Origin of the sequence: Candidatus Tisiphia endosymbiont of Beris chalybata, assembly GCF_964026555.1 — a bacterium.
Classification (GTDB): Bacteria; Pseudomonadota; Alphaproteobacteria; order Rickettsiales; family Rickettsiaceae; genus Tisiphia.
This window is the reverse complement of record NZ_OZ032159.1, coordinates 148,878-167,789: the sequence shown is the minus strand read 5'-3', so window position 1 is coordinate 167,789 and position 18,912 is coordinate 148,878. Positions and strand designations below refer to the sequence as shown.

15 protein-coding genes are annotated in these 18,912 nt (G+C 35.2%); 6 read left to right on the top strand and 9 right to left on the bottom strand.

Annotation, left to right across the window (positions count from 1 at the left end; genetic code table 11):
- Positions 1 to 335: 335 nt before the first annotated feature.
- From infB to AAGD44_RS00805, 5 genes are all read left to right on the top strand, one after another.
- Positions 336 to 2,855, top strand: a complete 2,520-nt coding sequence (gene infB, locus AAGD44_RS00825; RefSeq protein WP_341764176.1) for a translation initiation factor IF-2 — start codon at positions 336 to 338, stop codon at positions 2,853 to 2,855.
- Between the two features lie 45 nt (positions 2,856 to 2,900).
- Entirely contained in the window at positions 2,901 to 3,263 is a 363-nt protein-coding gene (gene rbfA / locus AAGD44_RS00820; protein WP_341764175.1) for a 30S ribosome-binding factor RbfA, read from the top strand.
- Between the two features lie 129 nt (positions 3,264 to 3,392).
- Positions 3,393 to 5,123, top strand: coding sequence for an ABC transporter permease (locus AAGD44_RS00815; protein WP_341764174.1), 1,731 nt, complete (start codon positions 3,393 to 3,395; stop codon positions 5,121 to 5,123).
- A 323-nt stretch (positions 5,124 to 5,446) separates the two neighbouring features.
- A complete protein-coding gene (locus AAGD44_RS00810; protein ID WP_341764173.1) occupies positions 5,447 to 6,745 on the top strand; it encodes a nitrate/sulfonate/bicarbonate ABC transporter ATP-binding protein in 1,299 nt (432 codons plus the stop codon).
- 548 nt (positions 6,746 to 7,293) lie between these two features.
- Positions 7,294 to 8,112 carry a hypothetical protein gene (locus AAGD44_RS00805; RefSeq protein WP_341764172.1) on the top strand — a complete coding sequence of 273 codons (819 nt, stop codon included), beginning with the start codon at positions 7,294 to 7,296 and terminating at the stop codon, positions 8,110 to 8,112.
- A gap of 67 nt (positions 8,113 to 8,179) precedes the next feature.
- Here AAGD44_RS00805 and AAGD44_RS00800 read toward each other — a convergent pair whose 3' ends face one another.
- The 8 genes from AAGD44_RS00800 to AAGD44_RS00765 form a co-directional block, all read right to left on the bottom strand.
- A complete protein-coding gene (locus AAGD44_RS00800) occupies positions 8,180 to 8,368 on the bottom strand; it encodes a hypothetical protein (protein ID WP_341764171.1) in 189 nt (62 codons plus the stop codon).
- A 478-nt stretch (positions 8,369 to 8,846) separates the two neighbouring features.
- Positions 8,847 to 10,736 (bottom strand): DUF3857 domain-containing protein, encoded by a 1,890-nt coding sequence (locus tag AAGD44_RS00795; protein WP_341764170.1) that lies wholly within the window; start codon positions 10,734 to 10,736, stop codon positions 8,847 to 8,849.
- Positions 10,737 to 10,991: 255 nt separating this feature from the next.
- Positions 10,992 to 11,225: a DUF2674 domain-containing protein gene (locus AAGD44_RS00790; protein WP_341764169.1), complete on the bottom strand. Its 234-nt coding sequence runs from the start codon at positions 11,223 to 11,225 to the stop codon at positions 10,992 to 10,994.
- A gap of 448 nt (positions 11,226 to 11,673) precedes the next feature.
- Positions 11,674 to 13,500, bottom strand: a complete 1,827-nt coding sequence (locus AAGD44_RS00785; RefSeq protein ID WP_341764168.1) for an ABC-F family ATP-binding cassette domain-containing protein — start codon at positions 13,498 to 13,500, stop codon at positions 11,674 to 11,676.
- 49 nt (positions 13,501 to 13,549) lie between these two features.
- Positions 13,550 to 14,809: a beta-ketoacyl-ACP synthase II gene (gene fabF / locus AAGD44_RS00780; protein ID WP_341764167.1), complete on the bottom strand. Its 1,260-nt coding sequence runs from the start codon at positions 14,807 to 14,809 to the stop codon at positions 13,550 to 13,552.
- Between the two features lie 70 nt (positions 14,810 to 14,879).
- Positions 14,880 to 15,137, bottom strand: a complete 258-nt coding sequence (gene acpP, locus AAGD44_RS00775) for an acyl carrier protein (protein WP_341764166.1) — start codon at positions 15,135 to 15,137, stop codon at positions 14,880 to 14,882.
- Between the two features lie 830 nt (positions 15,138 to 15,967).
- On the bottom strand, positions 15,968 to 16,207 hold the full coding sequence (locus AAGD44_RS00770; RefSeq protein WP_341764165.1) for an exodeoxyribonuclease VII small subunit: 240 nt from the start codon (positions 16,205 to 16,207) through the stop codon (positions 15,968 to 15,970).
- A 245-nt stretch (positions 16,208 to 16,452) separates the two neighbouring features.
- Positions 16,453 to 17,646 (bottom strand): acyl-CoA desaturase, encoded by a 1,194-nt coding sequence (locus tag AAGD44_RS00765; protein ID WP_341764164.1) that lies wholly within the window; start codon positions 17,644 to 17,646, stop codon positions 16,453 to 16,455.
- A 450-nt stretch (positions 17,647 to 18,096) separates the two neighbouring features.
- Between AAGD44_RS00765 and AAGD44_RS00760 the strand changes: the two genes are divergently transcribed.
- Positions 18,097 to 18,714 (top strand): hypothetical protein, encoded by a 618-nt coding sequence (locus AAGD44_RS00760; RefSeq protein WP_341764163.1) that lies wholly within the window; start codon positions 18,097 to 18,099, stop codon positions 18,712 to 18,714.
- A gap of 40 nt (positions 18,715 to 18,754) precedes the next feature.
- Here the strand turns inward: AAGD44_RS00760 and AAGD44_RS00755 are convergent, their stop codons facing one another.
- Positions 18,755 to 18,901, bottom strand: coding sequence for a palindromic element RPE1 domain-containing protein (locus tag AAGD44_RS00755; RefSeq protein ID WP_341764162.1), 147 nt, complete (start codon positions 18,899 to 18,901; stop codon positions 18,755 to 18,757).
- Positions 18,902 to 18,912: the final 11 nt, after the last annotated feature.

Sequence of the window (18,912 nt, the reverse complement as noted above, 5' to 3'; positions counted from 1 at the left end):
AGACCTCTTTCGCAGCTCGCATCTTACTGGGAATTTGAAGGGGTCTATTACTAAGTCTCCAATAGATTTTCTGAACAAGTCAACGTAGTCTGTCGGAATTTTTAGGAGAAATAGTGGGAGGTCCCCAGCTAAATCACTTTGGCTATAGGCAGGGCAGGAGCGTCAGGCCACATCTTCAAGGATAAAATTATTGACTAGATTGAGATTTACGCAGGCAGTCTAGTGGAATTCTGAGCCAAACTAACGCTAATTGCTTTCTTACAAATTTTATATCAGCAGCAGAGTTTGGCAAAGAGACTTAATAACTAACAATAAGTTAAAGAGATCTAATATTTATGACGGATAACCAAGAATCTAAACCCAAAAGATTGACCTTTGGCAGTTCAAAACTGACTCTTAATAAGCCAGTTGGTAACGCTAATATGACCAGAGGTTTTGTTAGTTCTGCTAAAACTATTGTTGAAGTTAAAAAGAGCAGTTCTGCCTCCAAGGATTTCTCTTTTAATAAAAACCGGGCTAGTGGCACCAATTCTCAAGGGTTAGATTCCACTGCTAAAGAGGAATTTAACAGGCGCTTAGCTGTATTAAAAAATGCTGCAGAAAAAGCTAAGTCTCAAAATATGGAGAATCAATTTGTTTCTACTTTGACGCAGATTGCTCGAATCAATCCGGTGACTACTCAAACACAGGATATCAGTAATGATGTTGAAGAGAATGTAGTAGATACGCTTGATTCTATTAGTGAAGCAGAGAAAAATTTACCTATTGAGCCTTCGCAAGTAGAGGAAAAGGCCGAAGAGAAGATTTTACCTAAACATTTTAATAATAAGCCCTCCGCAGCGCCTTCACTAACCCAGGCAGGGACAGTTATTGAAGAGAGTACAGAAAAAGATAAAATTGGTGATAGTAAGGTAATCGCTCCAAAACTCAAGGTGGAAGAACCTAAAAAACTAAAAAAAGCCGATATTTTTAATATGCTTGATTCTAAGGGAGAAGATAATGTTGGTAAAACTAGGAGCCTTGCCTCGTTAAAAAGAGCCCGTGAAAAAGAAAAGCGGAAAGCGGAGCAATATGCTGCGCCTGAAAAAGTTTATAGAGAAGTGATTATTCCTGAGGCAATAATGGTAGGAGATTTAGCCGCTAAAATGTCTGAGCGTGCAGCTGATGTTGTCAGGGAATTAATGCGACTTGGAGTAATAGCGACCACCACCCAAACCATTGATGCTGATACTGCAGAATTAGTAGCCTCTACCTTAGGACATACTGTCAAGCGAGTTCAAGAGTCAGATGTAGAAAATATATTGATTAGCGCAGAAGATAAAGAAGAAGATTTAAAAGCTAGAGCTCCTATCGTTACTATTATGGGTCATGTGGATCATGGGAAAACTTCCCTCCTGGATGCTTTAAAATCAACTGACCTGGCTAGTAAAGAAGCTGGAGGTATTACCCAGCATATAGGGGCGTATAGAGTAAATTTAGAAGGGAATAAAGCTATTACTTTTATTGATACGCCAGGACATGAGGCTTTTTCAGAGATGAGGACCAGAGGTGCAAAGGTAACAGATATAGTAGTTATAGTGGTGGCTGCAGATGATGGAGTAAAGCCCCAAACAATAGAAGCTATTAACCATGCAAAAGCTGCTAATGTCCCTATAATAGTTGCAATTAATAAGATAGACAAGCCAGGGAGTAACCTGGAAAAAATTAAAAATGAGCTGGTAACTTATGGTTTAATTGCTGAAGAGTTAGGAGGGGATACTATGTTAGTGCCTGTGTCCGCTTTGAAGAAAACTAATTTAGATAAGTTAGAAGAGGCGATTTTATTGCAGGCAGAAATGTTAGATTTAAAGGTTAACTACGGAGGGTTAACAGCTGGGGTAGTTATAGAAGCAAGGGTTGATAAAGGGAAGGGAACAGTTGTTACGGTCCTAGTACAACGCGGTACTTTACGAAATGGGGATATAGTAGTTGCAGGGACCAAATATGGTAAAATCAGGCGCATGAATAATGATAAAGGGGTTAATATTAGCTTAGCATGTCCAACCATACCAGTAGAGGTATATGGTTTGAATGAAGCTCCCCGAGCTGGTGATCAGTTTAATGTAGTGACAAATGAGAAACAGGCTAGAGATATTGTAGATTACCGGGAGCGTATTGCTAAAGAAAAGAAAATTTCTGTAACTCAAAGATCCAGCCTTGAAGAATTGTTCTTGAAAGCGTCAGGGGCCGCAGGCTTCGTAAAAGAATTACCAATAATTATAAAAGGAGACGTACAAGGATCAGTAGAGGCAATAGTATCGAGCTTACAAAAATTGCCCGCTGATGAAGTAAGAATAAGGATATTACATCAAGCAGTAGGTAGCATAGCGGAGGCAGATGTCACCTTAGCAAGAGCGTCTAAGGCAATTATTCTTGGCTTTAATGTCAGGGCTAATAGTAATGCTTTAATTATGGCAGAAAAAGATACTGTAGACATTCGATATTATTCTATTATTTATAATTTATTAGATGATATTAAATTGGTAATGAGCGGTATGCTATCCCCTATTATTAGAGAGCAATATATTGGATCAGTTGAAATCCGGCAAGTATTTGTGGTAACTAAAGTAGGGAAAGTAGCCGGTTGTTATGTTACTAAAGGCATTATTAAAAGAGGAGCAGGTGTGCGCCTAATACGTGATAATGTTGTGGTTCATGAAGGGAAGCTTAAAACTCTAAAACGTTTTAAAGATGAAGTAAAAGAAGTCCGAGAAACGTTTGAGTGTGGAATAGCCTTTGATAATTACAATGATATAAAAGAAGGGGATATGATAGAAGTGTTTGAAATTATTGAAGAAAAGAAACAATTGTTATAATATTAAGTTAATATTCTTCTAAGTTAGAGGAGAGCGATTCAAGTTATGAAAATATCTCTAGATAAAACTAAGGCGCATAAACCGCAAAAAGTAGCAATGTTAATAAATATAGCTATAGCGGAAATATTGCGTCGTGGCAAAAAGTTAGACGAAAGCTTAATTGATTGTCCTGTCACTATTACTAAAGTAATAGTGACTTCTGATTTGAAATTAGCTGATTGTTATTTTTTACCATTTAACACTAATTTAAGTGCAAAGCAGTTGATAGAAGCCTTGAATAATTCAAAATATGCTATAAGACACTTAGTGGCAATCAAAGTGAATTTAAAATATTCTCCTGAAATTCGTTTTCATTATGATTATGGTTTTGATAATGCTGATAAAGTAGAGCAGTTATTAAAGCAGTAATAAGTTTTCTATGGGCCCTGTGCTCCGTGGCTCTTTCAAATTTCCCTGCTCGGGTGCAAACGTGCAAAAGAGGATTATTAACAAATAAGCCTATTACCGAGTCTTTTTATTGATTCACTTAAAGCCATTATGTATTTTATAAACTATTCTAAAACAAATAATAATAGCTGGCTGTTTAATTGTTTAACATTTTTAATATTAGGACTTTTCTTTATTTTTATTGCTTGGGGATTAAAACAAATGAATGCCCCGATCGCTATATTAACACAAGAACCAGTGAACTTAGAGTACAGTAACCTCTTTCATTATTCCCTTAGAACGCTTTTAAGGATGCTGATTGCTGTTATAATATCGTTAGTATTTACTTTTATTTATGGGACCTTAGCGGCCAAAAGTAAGAAGTGCGAACAAATTTTTATTCCATTGCTAGATATTTTACAATCTCTACCTATTCTGGGTTATATCTCCTTTACGGTTACAGCTTTTTTAGCGCTTTTTCCATCAAGTGTAATGGGCGCGGAATGTGCGGCGATATTTGCTATTTTTACTTCACAAGCTTGGAATATGACGTTTAGTTTTTATTATTCTTTAAAAACTATTCCTCAAGAATTGGAAGAAGTAGCCTATATTTTTAGGATGTCTAGCTGGAGGAGATTTTGGCAAATTAATGTTCCTTATGCAATACCATCTTTAGTAGGAAATCTCGGTATATCAATATCTAGTGGTTGGTTTTTTGTGGTTGCTTCCGAAGTAATTACAGTCGGAAATAGCAATATTACTTTACCAGGCATTGGGTCGTATATTGCGCTAGCAATTCAGCAGCAAAATTTTCATGCTATAGGATATGCCCTTCTAGCTATGACCTTAGTTATTATATTATACGATCAATTATTACTGAGGCCCTTAACTGCATGGGCTGACAAATTTTATTATAATATGGCGTCCGGTAATAATGCGCCTAGCTCTTGGGTATTGACCTTATTTCAAAGAAGTAAATTAATTAAAAAATTAACTGTTCCTATTTATTCCCTTGGCAAATTAATATTATATGCTCCCCTCTTCAATAAATATGGTATAAGAGAAAAAAATTTATTGATTAATTCTTCAAATGTCTCCTCTACTCTTCTGGATTATTTATGGTATATAGGTTTATTTGTTATTAGTTGTTTTGCTGTTTATTATATAAGTTATTTCTTATATCATGATATTGGCCTAGCTGAGATGTTATATGCCTTTAAACTTGGTTTAATTACTTTACTCCGGGTAGTAATATTAATTATTATTGCGGCAGTAATATGGGTTCCTATTGGTATATATATTGGCTTAAATCCTAAAATAGCTTCCTTTGCCCAGCCCTTGGCTCAGTTCCTTGCAGCCTTTCCAGTAAATTTATTATTTCCTGTGGTCTTTATAGTTATTACTCATTACCATTTAAACCCCAACATTTGGCTTAGTCCTTTAATGATAGTAGGGACGCAATGGTATATCTTATTTAACGTAATAGCCGGGGCCTCTTCTGTGCCAAATGAACTTAAGGATGTGACAAAAATTTTGAGGGTTAAAGGGTGGAGTTGGTGGTATAAGGTAATGTTACCAGCAATTATTCCATATTTTATCATAGGAGCAATCACTGCCTCTGGGGGCGCATGGAATACTAGTATAGTAGCAGAAATTATTACTTTTGGAGATCAAACAATGATAGCCGATGGTATAGGAAGCTATATAGCTCAAATGACGATTAAAGCAGATTTTAATAAAATAGTTTTAGGCATGGGGGTCATGGCTTTATTAGTAGTATTTTTTAATCGTTTAGTTTGGCGGCCCTTACAGGAGTATTGTATAAATCGCTTTAAAATTTAATATATACTCTTTTTGCTTCTCAGAACTCTCATTTTATTTTTTAAGGATGCGGGTGCTAATCTAACGTGTATGTTACTACCACGCCCTTACTACTCAAAATAAAACGATGGTTCCTAGGAACAAAAAGAATATATCAATTTTTATAATAGGCCTCCTACATAAGCCGCCCTAGGGGATAATTTTGTTGTCAAAACGTGCCTCTGACGCACCTCATGTACAGTTTAGTACGCAGTTCGGCTAGGCTTCGTTTTTCCTCAAAATCCCGAGCGCTTTTTTGGCTTATGCAGGAAGTCTAATTCCTTAATTATTAAAAAGGAAAATTTATGGCAGATAGTTTACTGGAATTAGTATCAATTAGTCATGTTATTACAAAGGAGGATAGTAGTAAGAAAAAGATATTAGATAATATTAATCTTACGCTTAAAGCTGGTGAAATAGTGGCAATCCTTGGTAAATCTGGTTCAGGCAAATCTACATTATTAAGAATAATAGCTGGTTTTATATTGCCAGTTCAGGGACAAGTAATAAGGTATAACCAAAGGTCTATTGAAGAGAACTGCAATATTAGCATGATTTTTCAAGCATTTGCTCTTTTTCCGTGGCTGACAGTGCTAGAAAATGTTGAATTAGGTTTAGAAAGTTTAAATTTATCTAGCTATGAGCGCCGTAAACGTGCGTTAGATGCCATTGACATGATAGGCCTGGATGGTTTTGAATCGGCCTACCCTAAAGAATTATCAGGGGGGATGAAGCAGAGGGTGGGTTTTGCCAGAGCTTTAGTGCTAAGGCCAGAAATTTTACTCATGGATGAAGCTTTTTCTGCTTTAGATATTCTTACAGCTAATAATTTGAAGAAAGATTTCCTGAATTTATGGGAGAGGGGAGAAACTCAGATGCAGTCCGTAGTGCTAATAACGCATTCAATTGAAGAAGCTGTAACTATGGCGGATAGAGTGCTGATACTTTCTGCTAACCCTGGGAGAATAGTATCTGAAATCCCTATTGCCTTAGCAAGACCCCGCGATATTCATAGTATGGAATTTGGTCTAATAGTTGATAAAATATATAGTCATATGGTATCTGCATATGAAAAGCCAACTACGGTAGTGAGTCGTAAAGATAAGAATCTTGATCAAAAAATTAATTTAACGTCAGTAACGAAATTAATTGGTAGTATTGAAGCACTAGCTAGCTTACCATACCAAGGTAATGCACCTTTATCAGATTTACTGGAGGTGTTTCATATTCACAATATGAGTGAAATATTACAAATTGTTAATGCATTACAAATATTAGATTTTGCTACGGTTACTTCAGAAAATGTAAAATTAAATCAAGCTGGAAAGTTGTTTGCTAGTGGTAACTTAGAGGAAAGAAAAAATATTTTCAAACAGCATCTACTCGATAATATAGCTATTGCATCTTATATATATACTACTTTACATCAAAAACCAGACCATAAAGCCTCTTTTGCACATTTTAAGTCTTATCTTACCGATAAACTAGCTAATGAGGATGCTATTACCACTTTAAAATCTGTAATAGGTTGGGGTAGGTATGCAGAAATTTTTTCTTATGATGATAATAAGAAGATTTTTAGTCTAGATAACCCCACTGCCTAAGTAAAGGAAGAATTTTTCCTTGCGCGCGCATTGTTGCGGCATATTGCCTCCCACCAAAACACAAAATTATATTAAGCTTAAAATATCTAAGGCAAATTATTATTTTCTTATCATTACCTAATTAATAAAAAGTCACGAATTAGCAACTCTTGTCTAGAAAAGCCTTCCTCTATGTTGTTCGTTTTTCTAGCTAATAGCTTACATTTATTAACATAAATGTAACACTCTTTATTATTTATTTTATTAATTTTGGTAAATAATTTTTAAACAGTCAAGAATTGTACTACCATGATAATTTATAAGGTTAGTATGAATCCTAACAAGAGATATAGTCACTTAGGTTAAACTAGCTACGTTGTTGCTCGTCGCTTACTTAGTATCTCCTAGGCTTCACTCCTCGCGCCTAGTATCTAATTCACCTAAGTGACTATAATATGGAGCCAGGGAGAGAGCTGGAGAAGGAAAGCATCATGCCTCGGTTAAGCCCGAAGTTAACGAAAAGCGATAAATATTAGGCCAATAGATAAGAATAATAAATTAGGTATGAAATGCCAGAAAGTGAAACCAAAAATGACAAATCTCAGTTCACCGAAGAGGAAATAAAGGACTTAAATAAGGCTGTAATCTTAAGTATGGTACGCAAAACGTTAGAGGAGCATAATACAGATACCAATAAGCCAAAGGACATTAACGTTAATGGGTATCAGGACTTTCTCCTCTTAATAGATAAGCAAGATAGATTAGCAACTAATCAAGAGTTAAAAGAAGAAAGTAATAAAAATAGTGACACTCCAGAAAAAGGAAAAATTAATTCCGGGGCTAAGATTAAGAGGAAGATCGATGCACTAGAGAAGTATAACTCCGGTAAATCAGACTCTACGGACATAGAGGTCCTAAAGAAAGCTTTAAAACTAAAAAATCCTCGTTTATTCGAGGTTAATCAGAAGTATGAAAAAAATAGCAATAAAAACGCTAAGGTATTCCAAGTCTTAATGCGCGATAACCCTAAGCTAAAAAATATAGAGAAAATCGCCCAAACAAAAAACCCCGAACAATTTAAAGAAGAAAAAGAAAAAGTAGAGAAAAAATTTAAAGAATTAATCCAGAATCCGAAAATGCAAAAGGTGATAAAATCAGGAGAATTTATACAAGTAGTACGCACGCTTGGAGAAGTAGCGCCAGAAACAATAGCTAAACTTACTATGCCTGAACAGGAAATCAAGAGTCTAGCAAAGGCAGTAGTAGACAAAATGAGAAAAGTTATGGAGGAGAAACATCCGAAGGTTACAAATCTTCCCAATGTCTTACCGCCGCCCGTAAGCCAAAGTTCTGCTAAACGCCCCGGGAGCGAGAGAGGCGGTAGATAAGTTCACAAAATACTTAGTGTAAATTGAAGCACAATATTCCTACAAAAAAATTCCCACTATTTTTCGCTTAAAATGCTCTATAAATCACTTCTATAAAGATTTCCTTCACAGAACCTAGGAATTCCTCAGTTGCAGCTAAGGGCGCTGCGGTTTTGCGTGCCTTATTTCCTTTCAATTCCCTGGAGGTAGCAAGTTGAAAAAAATGTCTAACAATAAATTGTTGAGCCATCTGATGTAAGAGTTTTAATAAGGACAAGAAACACCTTATGATCTTATACCATGCCTGAAAACTAATCATCTACGTTCGTAGTATAGCTTAGGTTGCTATGATATAGCTTATATCATTAGATATATACATAATAGTATCCGGAAAGCATAGTAGTCATGCATACTTGAAGATAAATACCCTGTACGCGCCACGCTTTAATGGACTATACTATACTTCATGATCTCCCGCTCCGCCGCTCGACACTCGTATTCCTAATGCTAATTTAGGGCATTGCCGATAAATAGTTGATGGCAATCAAAGATTGTGCTTGGGTACCGTAAACGTCATTGCGATTGAGCGTTTGCTGCGCGCAGCAATCCAGGAAACCTTGGTTTTGTTTGCAGGATTTTTCGAGATTGCTTTGTCGGCCTTATGGCCTTCTCGCAATGACAATGCTCCGGCATCAACTATTTATCGGCAATGCCTAATTTAGTTTTGGGAAATGGTATACATCCATAATTAATTTTTATTCATTTATTATTATAGAAGCTCCATCAAAATTATTTTCTAACTGCTCTTTCAAATTTTTATATTCTGTAGTCTTTAACTCTTCATTGGTAATAAAACTTTTGCGTATAATTACTTTATCGATAAATTCAGTACCCTGATCTTGATATTTACAGAATCTATTAATCGATAACCAGGGGGAATCTATTTTAAAGTCTAATCTTTCACAGTGTTTAATTGTAGTATTTCTTATTTGTATATGTTTTTCATTAGTCCCCGGGATGCCGATAAAGATATCTGATAGCTGATCTGGTGCTGTACTAATAATATGTTTGACTGCACTGCTCCCCCCCAGCCTTAAAGCCGGCCCATTATTAGTATTAAAGAGTAGATTTTTTTGTTGAAATTTATATTTGATAGTAAGGTCTTTGACAATGCGCGAAGTAAGGTCAGGTAATTCTAAAGATTTCTTGTCTTCTTCATTAAGATGTACTCCACTAATCAAATAAAAAGTCATATCTCTCAATTGCTCATTTGAATAATATAATCCAGCCCCTGCGAAATCTAAAGCTGTTTCTCCATGCATTACTGCTTGCCCCGTTTCATCTATAACGTTATTTTGAATAATTAATTCACTATTATAGGTGGTTTTTGAGCTTTGTTCCGATATTGCTGGGATTTTTACGTACCCTGCCTCCTTAGCATCTAACATTAAACCGTCTTTATTAGAGATATCCGGGAAAATACCTTGAGCCATGCTCACTATATTGGTGGGATCAATCCAATACACTTTCTGTTCTGGGCTGGTAACCTTAAGCATTACATGGTTAAAATTACTTATATTAGGTAATGATCCGGGATTAGAAATATTATAAGTCCCTCTCATGACTAAAATAGGCTGCACTTGATACCCAAGCTTTTGTAGTATAGAGGCTGTACTTGCCGTAAAATCTTTGCAATCTCCAATTTGGGAATTAGCTATTTTCTCTAAATCTCTTGGAAAATAACGCCCTGCTATTGACCTCCAATCTCCCATATATTGAATTTTTTCATTTAGTGAAGAAGTAACAAAATTAATTTTTTCCTCATCGTTATTCTTCTTAGCCGCGGAATCTGCTATGGTGGTGAATATTTCAGGAAGTGGTTGATTAATGACTTTGTAATAGCCAGGGGTTAATTTTTTAGCAAACTCTTGCCAATCAAGCAGGCTGGACACTGAAACCCACGTAGCGTGTTTAATATTTAATATACCATTACTAGGCTCATTTACTAGCCCCTCATAGATAGGTGCGGTTAAGGTAATATTTATAGAATCTGTATTCTTCTTTGTTTCTTGGACAACTTTTAATACATTCTTGGGATCATTTATTTTGAGCTTTAAAGGTAATTCCGAAGTAATTTTAGTACTGCTTGCTTGCCAATAACCTCCCCCCCCATAAAATAAGTTATGGCCATAAAAATTATCAATGGGAACTTTTGTTTCGACTTGTTTATATTTTAAATAGATTGTGGCTCCGAGTTCTACTTTGGGGAAGGAGAGAACTAATTGCTTTAACTGGTCAAATCCCTGGCCCCCACTGGCAAGCGGTTTATCTTCTATCATATCTTTAGTAACTAGGTATTCTTTTCCATTATAAATGGTTTTAGCTTCTAAAATAGTGATGTAGGAACTATCTCCATTGTAAGTAAAACTATATTGGGAAAAGCTACTACGTGCAGTTTCTTTAAGTATGGTAGCCTTGAATTCTGTTATTATTTCCGAAGTACCATTTTTATTTACTTTAATCTTATTATTAAAAAATTTAATTTCAACTGCAGCATCTTCATATTTACCCCACCGTGCCTCAACTGGCGAAATAGTATACAATAATAATAACGCTAGGGTAAAAAGGATTTTTAAACGTTGCATGATGATGATCTAAACCTGAAATAATTACTTTTATACTGGATCGACTTATCAAAATCAAGGAAAATACATACTGAAATCAAGGCTTAATGATTTTTATACTTTGTCATATCTTAGGTTTTGTGAAGGAAATTTTTATAGCTTGATTTATGCGTATTTTCTGGGCAAAATAGCAGAAATTTTTTGCAATAGATACACTATCCCTATAAAATTCCCTATCCGAAGCATGTTTTGAAAGAGGCCTCATTTAAAATATATTCAACTAAACGAGATCTTTTTTTTCGGAGGGATATAAACAAGCTGTTCTTCAGCACTAAGAGAAGTATCGTAAGTTGGCTTTTCCATAACACCAACATAGTGATTTCCACATGGTACTAATTTTACTATCGACCAACCTTCATTAAGGATAGATTGAGTTCTATCTATATCAGACTTATCTTCAGAAAAAGATATAATTTTTTGTAGAGGCTTTGATTTTGTTAGAGCTGCCATAGCGTCACTTCTTTAAAAATTGTGATGAGGTATAGAAATTAATAAATTAAACTATACAGTGCTCTCACCTTAGCTGCATAGAATTTAGATCCTGCGCAAATTTGGTTTTTTTTGTATTAAGAGTCAGGAGTAGGCATATTCGTAAAGCGCTACCCCAATATGCTGTTAAATAAGAAAAAATTAATACAACTTAAGAGAAATAAAGTCATTTTAACACAAATAATTTAATTATTCAATATAAATTTTACATATACTGCGGCATTGCCTATGGCATTGCCGATAAATAGTTGATCCAGAGCATTGTCATTGCGAGAAGGCCATAAGGCCGACGAAGCAATCCAGAAAATCCTGCAAACAAACCAATGTTTCCTGGATTGCTGCGCGCAGCAAACGCTCGCTTAGCTCATGACGTTTACGGTACCCAAGCACAATCTTTGATTGCCATCAACTATTTATCGGCAATGCCGAATTCTTCAATCTTTAGCCATTGGGCTAATAATTCTTCAAGCTGTTTCTTATGCAATAATAGATCGTTGCTTAATTGATTAAATTTAATAGAATTAGTAGAAAATAAAGTATTATCGCTTAAGTGTAATTCTAAATTTTTAATCTTTAATTCTAACGCCTCTATTTCTATTGGGATTGTTTCAAGTAATCGCTGATATTTATAAGATAATTTCTTAGGTTTTGTTGTTTCCTCTTTAAAAGCAGGGGTGGGTGGTTTGTTGGCTAATTTGATTGGTTGTTTGGCTGTTAAAGCTGCAGGAACTAATTGGCGGTAATCTTCATAACTTCCCGCTATATCAATTATGGTATTGTTAGAGGTGGTATTGTGAGAGAAAATTAAAGTTCTCGTGACTAACCTATGTAAGAAATCACGATCATGGCTAATTATTAATAATGTGCTAGGGTATTCGCCTAGAATATCCAATAGGATCTCTAAACTATCCATATCAAGATCGTTCGTTGGCTCATCTAAAATTAGCAAGTTACCAGGATTGATTAGAGTTTTAGCTAATAACAACCTGCTAGCTTCTCCTCCTGATAAGGTGCCTACTTTGGTGGTAAGAAGTTTAGGGTCGAACATGAATTGCTTTAAATAACCTGCAACATGCATAGTTTTATTAGGTAAAAATACTTGATCACCGCCCGTAGGGCATAATATTTGTTGTAATGTATAGTTAGGATTTAATTCTATTCTATGTTGGTCAAAATAAGAAATATTTAATTTAGTACCATGTATTACTTTGCCCAAGTGGGGGGCAATTTGCTTAGTGATTAATTTAATCAAAGTAGTTTTTCCAGAGCCATTTGAACCAATTATTCCTATTTTTTCTCCTTTTTTCACCCTAAAGCTGAAATTATTAATAATTTGAGTTTTGGGGTAATGGAAAGACACACTATCCAGTTCTATAATGAATTTACTTTGACTAGACTCTTCAATATTATCTATTTTGACCCTTTGCTTAGATAAGGCCAGGTTATTAGCATGTTTTCTAGTTATTTCTCTTAAGCTTTTTAAATCTGCTAATCTTTTTTGATTTCTTTTCCTTCTAGCGGTTACTCCGGTCTGGAGCCAGTCATTTTCTACCCCCAGCTTTTTATTCAACTTTTTTAAAATTGTTTCTTCTTGTTCGATAATGAGTTCTTGCCATTCTTCAAAATATTTAAAGCCTTGGTCTGATTTTCGTAAATTCCCTCGGTCAAGCCACCAAATTTTATTAGTCACGTTTGTTAAAAATGCTCTATCATGACTCACGCACACAATAGCGCCATTGTAAGATTTGACGAATTCTTCCAGCCATTCTATGGTTGAGATATCAAGATGGTTAGTAGGTTCATCAAGCAGCAGAATTTCTGGTTCTGCCACTAAGGTTTTAGCTAGGTGAGCTCTTCGGATTTGTCCGCCGGAACAGCTAGCTAAATTACTAGATTTATCAAGCTGTAGTTTCTCTAGGATGATATCAACTTTATATTGATCAACCTCGCTCACGCTGAATTGATCTAGCACAAAATCATAAATAGGTAAGTTTAAATTAGGTTTAACTTCTTGATTCAAATAATTAATTGTTGTCCTAGTATCCTGAAATAACTCACCATTATCTAGCTCGTAACTTCCTGCAATTACTTTCATTAGACTAGATTTACCACAACCATTTTTTCCAATAAGACAAATCTTATCTCCTTTATGAATATACAAGGTAAGATTTGATAATATAGGCTTATCTGCAAAGCTTAAATTACCATTTTTAATATAATAAATAGGGGTGGTCATAAATATATTTATACATAAAAATGTTTGCAGAACTAGTTGTCTACACGCCCTAAATCTTTTTAATAATTAAACTAGCGTTAGTGCCCCCAAAACCAAAGGAGTTGGAAAGAACATAATTAATTTTTTTATTTCGCGCTTCTAATGGTACTAAATCTATCTTGGCTTCTTCTATACAATTATATAGATTTAAAGTAGGAGGGGCCACTTGATCCTGGATTGCCAGAAGGGAAAAAATTAATTCCATACTACCAGTGGCGCCAAGTAAATGCCCAGTGGATGATTTAGTGGAAGACATAAGGATTTTTGGATTGGCATCTAAAAATAATTTTTGTACCGCCAATAACTCAATCACATCACCAACGGGAGTAGAAGTACCGTGCGCATTAATATAGTCAATATGCTGAGCGTTGATTTGAGCATCTTTAAGAGCCTCGACCATCGCTCTATAAGCCCCCTTGCCTTCAGGATGAGGCGAGGTAATATGGTAGGCATCTCCGGTAGAACCATACCCCACGATTTCACCATAAATTTTAGCACCTCTTACTATAGCATGTTGGTATTCTTCCAGCACTACTACAGCCGCTCCTTCGCCCATGACAAACCCATCACGGTCTTTATCCCAAGGCCTTGACGCAATCTCTGGGGTAGAATTATATTTAGTAGATAATGCCCTTGCGGCAATAAACCCTGCTACTCCGACTGGCGTAATTGGAGCTTCAGCACCGCCAGCAATCATAACATCGACATTCCCATATTGGATCATCCGCATCGCATCACCTATAGCATGCGCTCCTGTAGAACAAGCAGTAGCTGTCGCATGATTTGGTCCGGTAAAACCATATTGAATTGAAACGTGCCCAGCCAATAGATTAATTAGCGAAGCAGGGATGAAGAAAGGGCTGACTTTACCATTATTTTCTGTATGGAATTTCACAGACGTTTCTTCAATCATCTTAAGCCCACCAATACCTGATCCTAATATTATACCTGTTCTATTTGCAGATAATTCATTAGTTGCCTTCCAACCACTATCTTCTATTGCATCGGCAGCTGCGGCAATTCCATACTGGATGAATAAATCCATTTTATGAAGGCTGCGCGGGTTGATGTATTGTTCGGGGTTGAAGCCATTAGTGCTGGACTTATCCACTATCCCTGCTATTTTGCACGCCAGTTTATCAACATTAAATCCTGTAATCGGTTTAATACCGCTACGCCCTTCTATAATTCCATTCCACGAAGACTTAACATTGTGACCCAATGGGGTAACTAGGCCAAGACCTGTTATCACTACCCGTCTAGTTGACATATCTGTTCTGTTTTTGAGTGTTAGTTCTTAACATAAAATCAAGATCATATAATATCTAGCGGAAGGTTATTTAACTTCCTACTACAGGTTGTTTATTTTCTATATAACGTATTACGTCAGCAACAGTTAGAATTTTACCTGCATCTTCATCTGGTATATCACACTTAAATTTTGCTTCTATTGCCATCATTAATTCAACAGTGTCTAAACTATCTGCTCTTAGGTCCTCAATGAACCTAGAATCAGGGGTTATTTTTGATTCCTCTAGTTTTAATGAGCTAGCAACAATCTTAATAACAGCATTTTCAACATCCTTATCTGTACTCATAATTTAGAACCTCACAACTTATTTAAATTAATTCAGAAAAATATTTAAGTGTAAAACATTTATACTTAATTTTGATATATTTTTGTTCTTGTGCAATATAGGAACCTCATTCAACTACAATTTATTGCATTAGAAATAAGTAGGAATATATCTATGTATAAATAACGTTTTTCACTTTGGTATAATAACTCCCAACTTTCTAGCATAAAAAAACATTTTATGCCAGTGTAAAATAACAGTAATTTTAACGCTTTTTAAATTTATCTATATGCATTACTAGCAACAATACTACAGCTTAAAGCTAAATAATAAAAATTATATATTTCTTTATATCGTGTATAATTTCACTTATGGTTGTTTTAATAGATCTACTTTGAAACTCGTATTGAGCTACTATACTCATTGGCTGCTAAGAATAGTTTCTTATTGTGTACAAGGATTTGCGGTTTATGTAACGTATATACTCTAGGAACTTCAAGAATTGGCGTCGTTGGGCCCTAAAGATCTGCGATGCTCACGTACTATTATAGTACGCTGCGCTTCTCGACTTTGACACTGCTAGCTTTTCTTGAAGTTGATTCTATCGTCTACCAACTCTTCAGTTACGAGCAGTATATACTATATTTTTCAATTTAGGCAGTATACTGTTTGGAATTGCATATAAGGTTTAGTAGACTTCCTGCATAAGTTCGATCTAGTGGGTGATTTTATTCTCAAAACTTGCTTCCGCTCCTCAGCTGCGTACATGGGGGGCAGCTCGGTTCGGCTTCGTTTTTCCTAAAAATCCCTTAACTATTTTTGACTTATGCAGGAAGTCTAGTAAATGCTTTTTACGAATCAATTGTCTCTAATATTACCGTCGAATCTACTAGCTTAGTAATCTTTTCAATTTTTAAACGGGCATCAGCTAATTTTTGTTCGCAATGCTCTTTTAGTAAAATTCCTCTTTCAAAGTTATTAATTGAAGACTCTAAACTTTCTTCACCCATATCAATTTTTTTGACAATGTCTTTTAATTCCGTTAAAGCGTCCTCAAAGCTCATCTCTTTAATAGGAGGTAAATTTTGCATAACATCTATTATATTTAAGTTGTTAATGAGCCAAATATTAAGATAAAATTAATTATCCATATAATAAACTCTTCTGATACGAATTTGCATGCGTCGTTGCTCAAATAGCTCGCCTATTATCTATAGGCTCTACCATCGCGCCTAGCAGCAAAATCATCTGCGAGGAGTATATCGAATAGGATAAAATGCACTAGCTCGACTTTATGCAGGAAGTCTAATGATTACATAGAACATGCACAGCACAGCTAGTTACTAAGATATTGCTGTTTATTTAGTTTATTATATAATTGATAAATAGCCTCTTCACTGCCTTTAATTTTCTTAGTAGCAATCTTAAGTAATTGCTCGGACGATTTTTCAGTTAATTGTATTGATGAATGTAATTGTTCTGCAAGCTTTTTAAGGGATTCTTGAATTTCTATGAAAGATTTATTCAATTGTTCTTTGATAGAGACAGAAGAATTTTCAAGTTCTTGAAGCTTTATCCGTATATGTTCTACTAATTGTTCAGCCTTACTTTGTAGTAAACCTAATTGTTGGGTCCTTCCTTCTACTACACTGAAGCGCACTTCATGCATTTTTGCATTGATTCGGACTTTTTCCGTTCGTTCTAAGTTCCAAGCTAATCCCAATTTGCTCATTACGTATATTATCCATTTATGTACATCAAAATGATACCATTTAATACCATTACGGTAGTCAGAAGGAAAAGCATGATGGAAATTATGCCAATTTTCCCCTAATAAAAATAATGCCATCCACCAGATATCCCCAGCAGTACCTTTGTAATATTTCTTACTACCAACGAAATGACATAATGAATTCACACAAAAAGTTGCGTGCTGTTGGAGGGCTCTACCTATAGAAATAAATAAAAAACCTGCATATGCTGCAGTAAGAGTTCCCTTAATTAAATAACCAATTGTTATAGGAACAACACTATTCATCAATATAGCAATTTCCCAATAATATTTTAACTGCCATTTTAAGATTTTGTTTTTTCCGAGTTTAACCATAGTAATACGGTCAATTGATTTATAGCTACCTCCGATTATCATCCAACCAATATGCGACCATAAAAAACCTAAAATTTTATTATCATATTTTAATGGGCTATGGGGATCCAAATCTTTATCAGTAAAAGTATGATGTTTATGATGATTTGATGCCCAAGATAACACTGGTCCTTGCAATGTAGCGGCTGACATAACTGCCAGAACAAACTCCACTACTTTATTCGTTTTAAAAGCATGATGAGACCATAAACGGTGCAAACCTACTCCTACTGCAATGTTAGCTCCATAATACCCTGCGATCAGTAAGCCGATTTCAAATAAACCAATGCCATTAACAGCTGAATATTTTATCATTAAATATAACAGCAAAAAAGGCAAGAGAAGTAGTACAAAAAAAGCAGGCCAGTCGATATTTTTTAGCATAATATATATGATAATTACTTGATAATAGAATAAAATGTAACGGTATATGAATAAACTACTTATATTATCCAACACCAATATTTGCAGCAACAAGATGTTCTGGATACAAAGGTAGTTTTTAATTCTGAATAATAAGTCTTTACTGCATATTTGTCAAAGCCAAAATTTTACCACACTACTTAAATACACATAAAAAAACCTTATTCTAATAGATTAGGCCTTAATATGCAAATATTAATTAGTAATTTATACATAAAATAGCCTTAAGTTTACACAGGTCAGGAGAATAATTAAATTTTTTAGGAAAATGGTTATTAAGTTAATATAAGATATGGTAAGCTTATACTGAAGAGTTATTTAAATAATTGATTTAGCTCGTTAATCGATATTTAATTACATGAATTAATTAAGGAAGGATAATAATGACAATAGAACAACAAATTTCAGGTAGTGATTTGGAAAGAAGTAATAATAGATAAAAAAAATAATACAGCAATGGTTGGAGATAGCAAGCAAGATAGTAAAACGGTAGCTCACCATGTAGAAGGAGAAAAATTAAATAATATAGGGGAATTTCAGGATACTGCTGGTCAAAAATTACAGGACATTAAAACTAAGGTAGCAGTAGTCTTAGAGCTTGTTAACTCAATCCTTGCGGGGCCGGTTAGTGAAAAGGGTAAGCTCCATCTGGAAGGAGGTAAGAAAATTTTAGAAAATTTTGGTAGTGGTTTCGAAGATGTATTAAAAGATCCACGAGAGAACTTGGATGAGTTAATTAAATCACGTTATGAGAAGAGCCCGATGGGGCGCTTGGAGAAATTTGTGCAAGCTCTATTGGTGGAGAAGGTTGTAGAACCAATTGGGGTACTGAAAGAGAAGGAATTTCTAACGGCCCTAAAGAAGTTCATTAACTCTGCCTGCAACGTAGTTATTGTGATATGTAAAGGCGTCCTAGAGAATACTAAAGCCTCTGGCGAGTGCGCGAAGAGTTTTCAGGAGTTGCTTGTGGCAGGTAAGAAAGTAATGATGTCTGGAAAGAAGCATACTGGTGCTGGACCAGTACGCTAGTACTGGACCAGCACCAGTATGAAAATTATTTTACTCTGTGCTATGACATTAGACCTCTTGCATAACCTAATCTAATTGGTAATTTTGTCGTCGAAACTCCTCTCTGTTCCTCACGTACGTCTATGTACGCTGCGGTACTCGACTTCGTTTCTCCTAAAAATTCTTCAATTATCTTTAGGTTATGCAAGAGGTCTATTG

Coding starts and splice junctions, on each gene's coding strand:
- AAGD44_RS00805 (WP_341764172.1), top strand. CDS start 7,294: ATGCCAGAAAGTGAAACCAAAAATGACAAATCTCAGTTCACCGAAGAG.
- infB (WP_341764176.1), top strand. CDS start 336: ATGACGGATAACCAAGAATCTAAACCCAAAAGATTGACCTTTGGCAGT.
- AAGD44_RS00815 (WP_341764174.1), top strand. CDS start 3,393: ATGTATTTTATAAACTATTCTAAAACAAATAATAATAGCTGGCTGTTT.
- AAGD44_RS00790 (WP_341764169.1), bottom strand. CDS start 11,225: ATGGCAGCTCTAACAAAATCAAAGCCTCTACAAAAAATTATATCTTTT.
- rbfA (WP_341764175.1), top strand. CDS start 2,901: ATGAAAATATCTCTAGATAAAACTAAGGCGCATAAACCGCAAAAAGTA.
- fabF (WP_341764167.1), bottom strand. CDS start 14,809: ATGTCAACTAGACGGGTAGTGATAACAGGTCTTGGCCTAGTTACCCCA.
- AAGD44_RS00810 (WP_341764173.1), top strand. CDS start 5,447: ATGGCAGATAGTTTACTGGAATTAGTATCAATTAGTCATGTTATTACA.
- acpP (WP_341764166.1), bottom strand. CDS start 15,137: ATGAGTACAGATAAGGATGTTGAAAATGCTGTTATTAAGATTGTTGCT.
- AAGD44_RS00770 (WP_341764165.1), bottom strand. CDS start 16,207: ATGCAAAATTTACCTCCTATTAAAGAGATGAGCTTTGAGGACGCTTTA.
- AAGD44_RS00785 (WP_341764168.1), bottom strand. CDS start 13,500: ATGACCACCCCTATTTATTATATTAAAAATGGTAATTTAAGCTTTGCA.
- AAGD44_RS00765 (WP_341764164.1), bottom strand. CDS start 17,646: ATGCTAAAAAATATCGACTGGCCTGCTTTTTTTGTACTACTTCTCTTG.
- AAGD44_RS00795 (WP_341764170.1), bottom strand. CDS start 10,736: ATGCAACGTTTAAAAATCCTTTTTACCCTAGCGTTATTATTATTGTAT.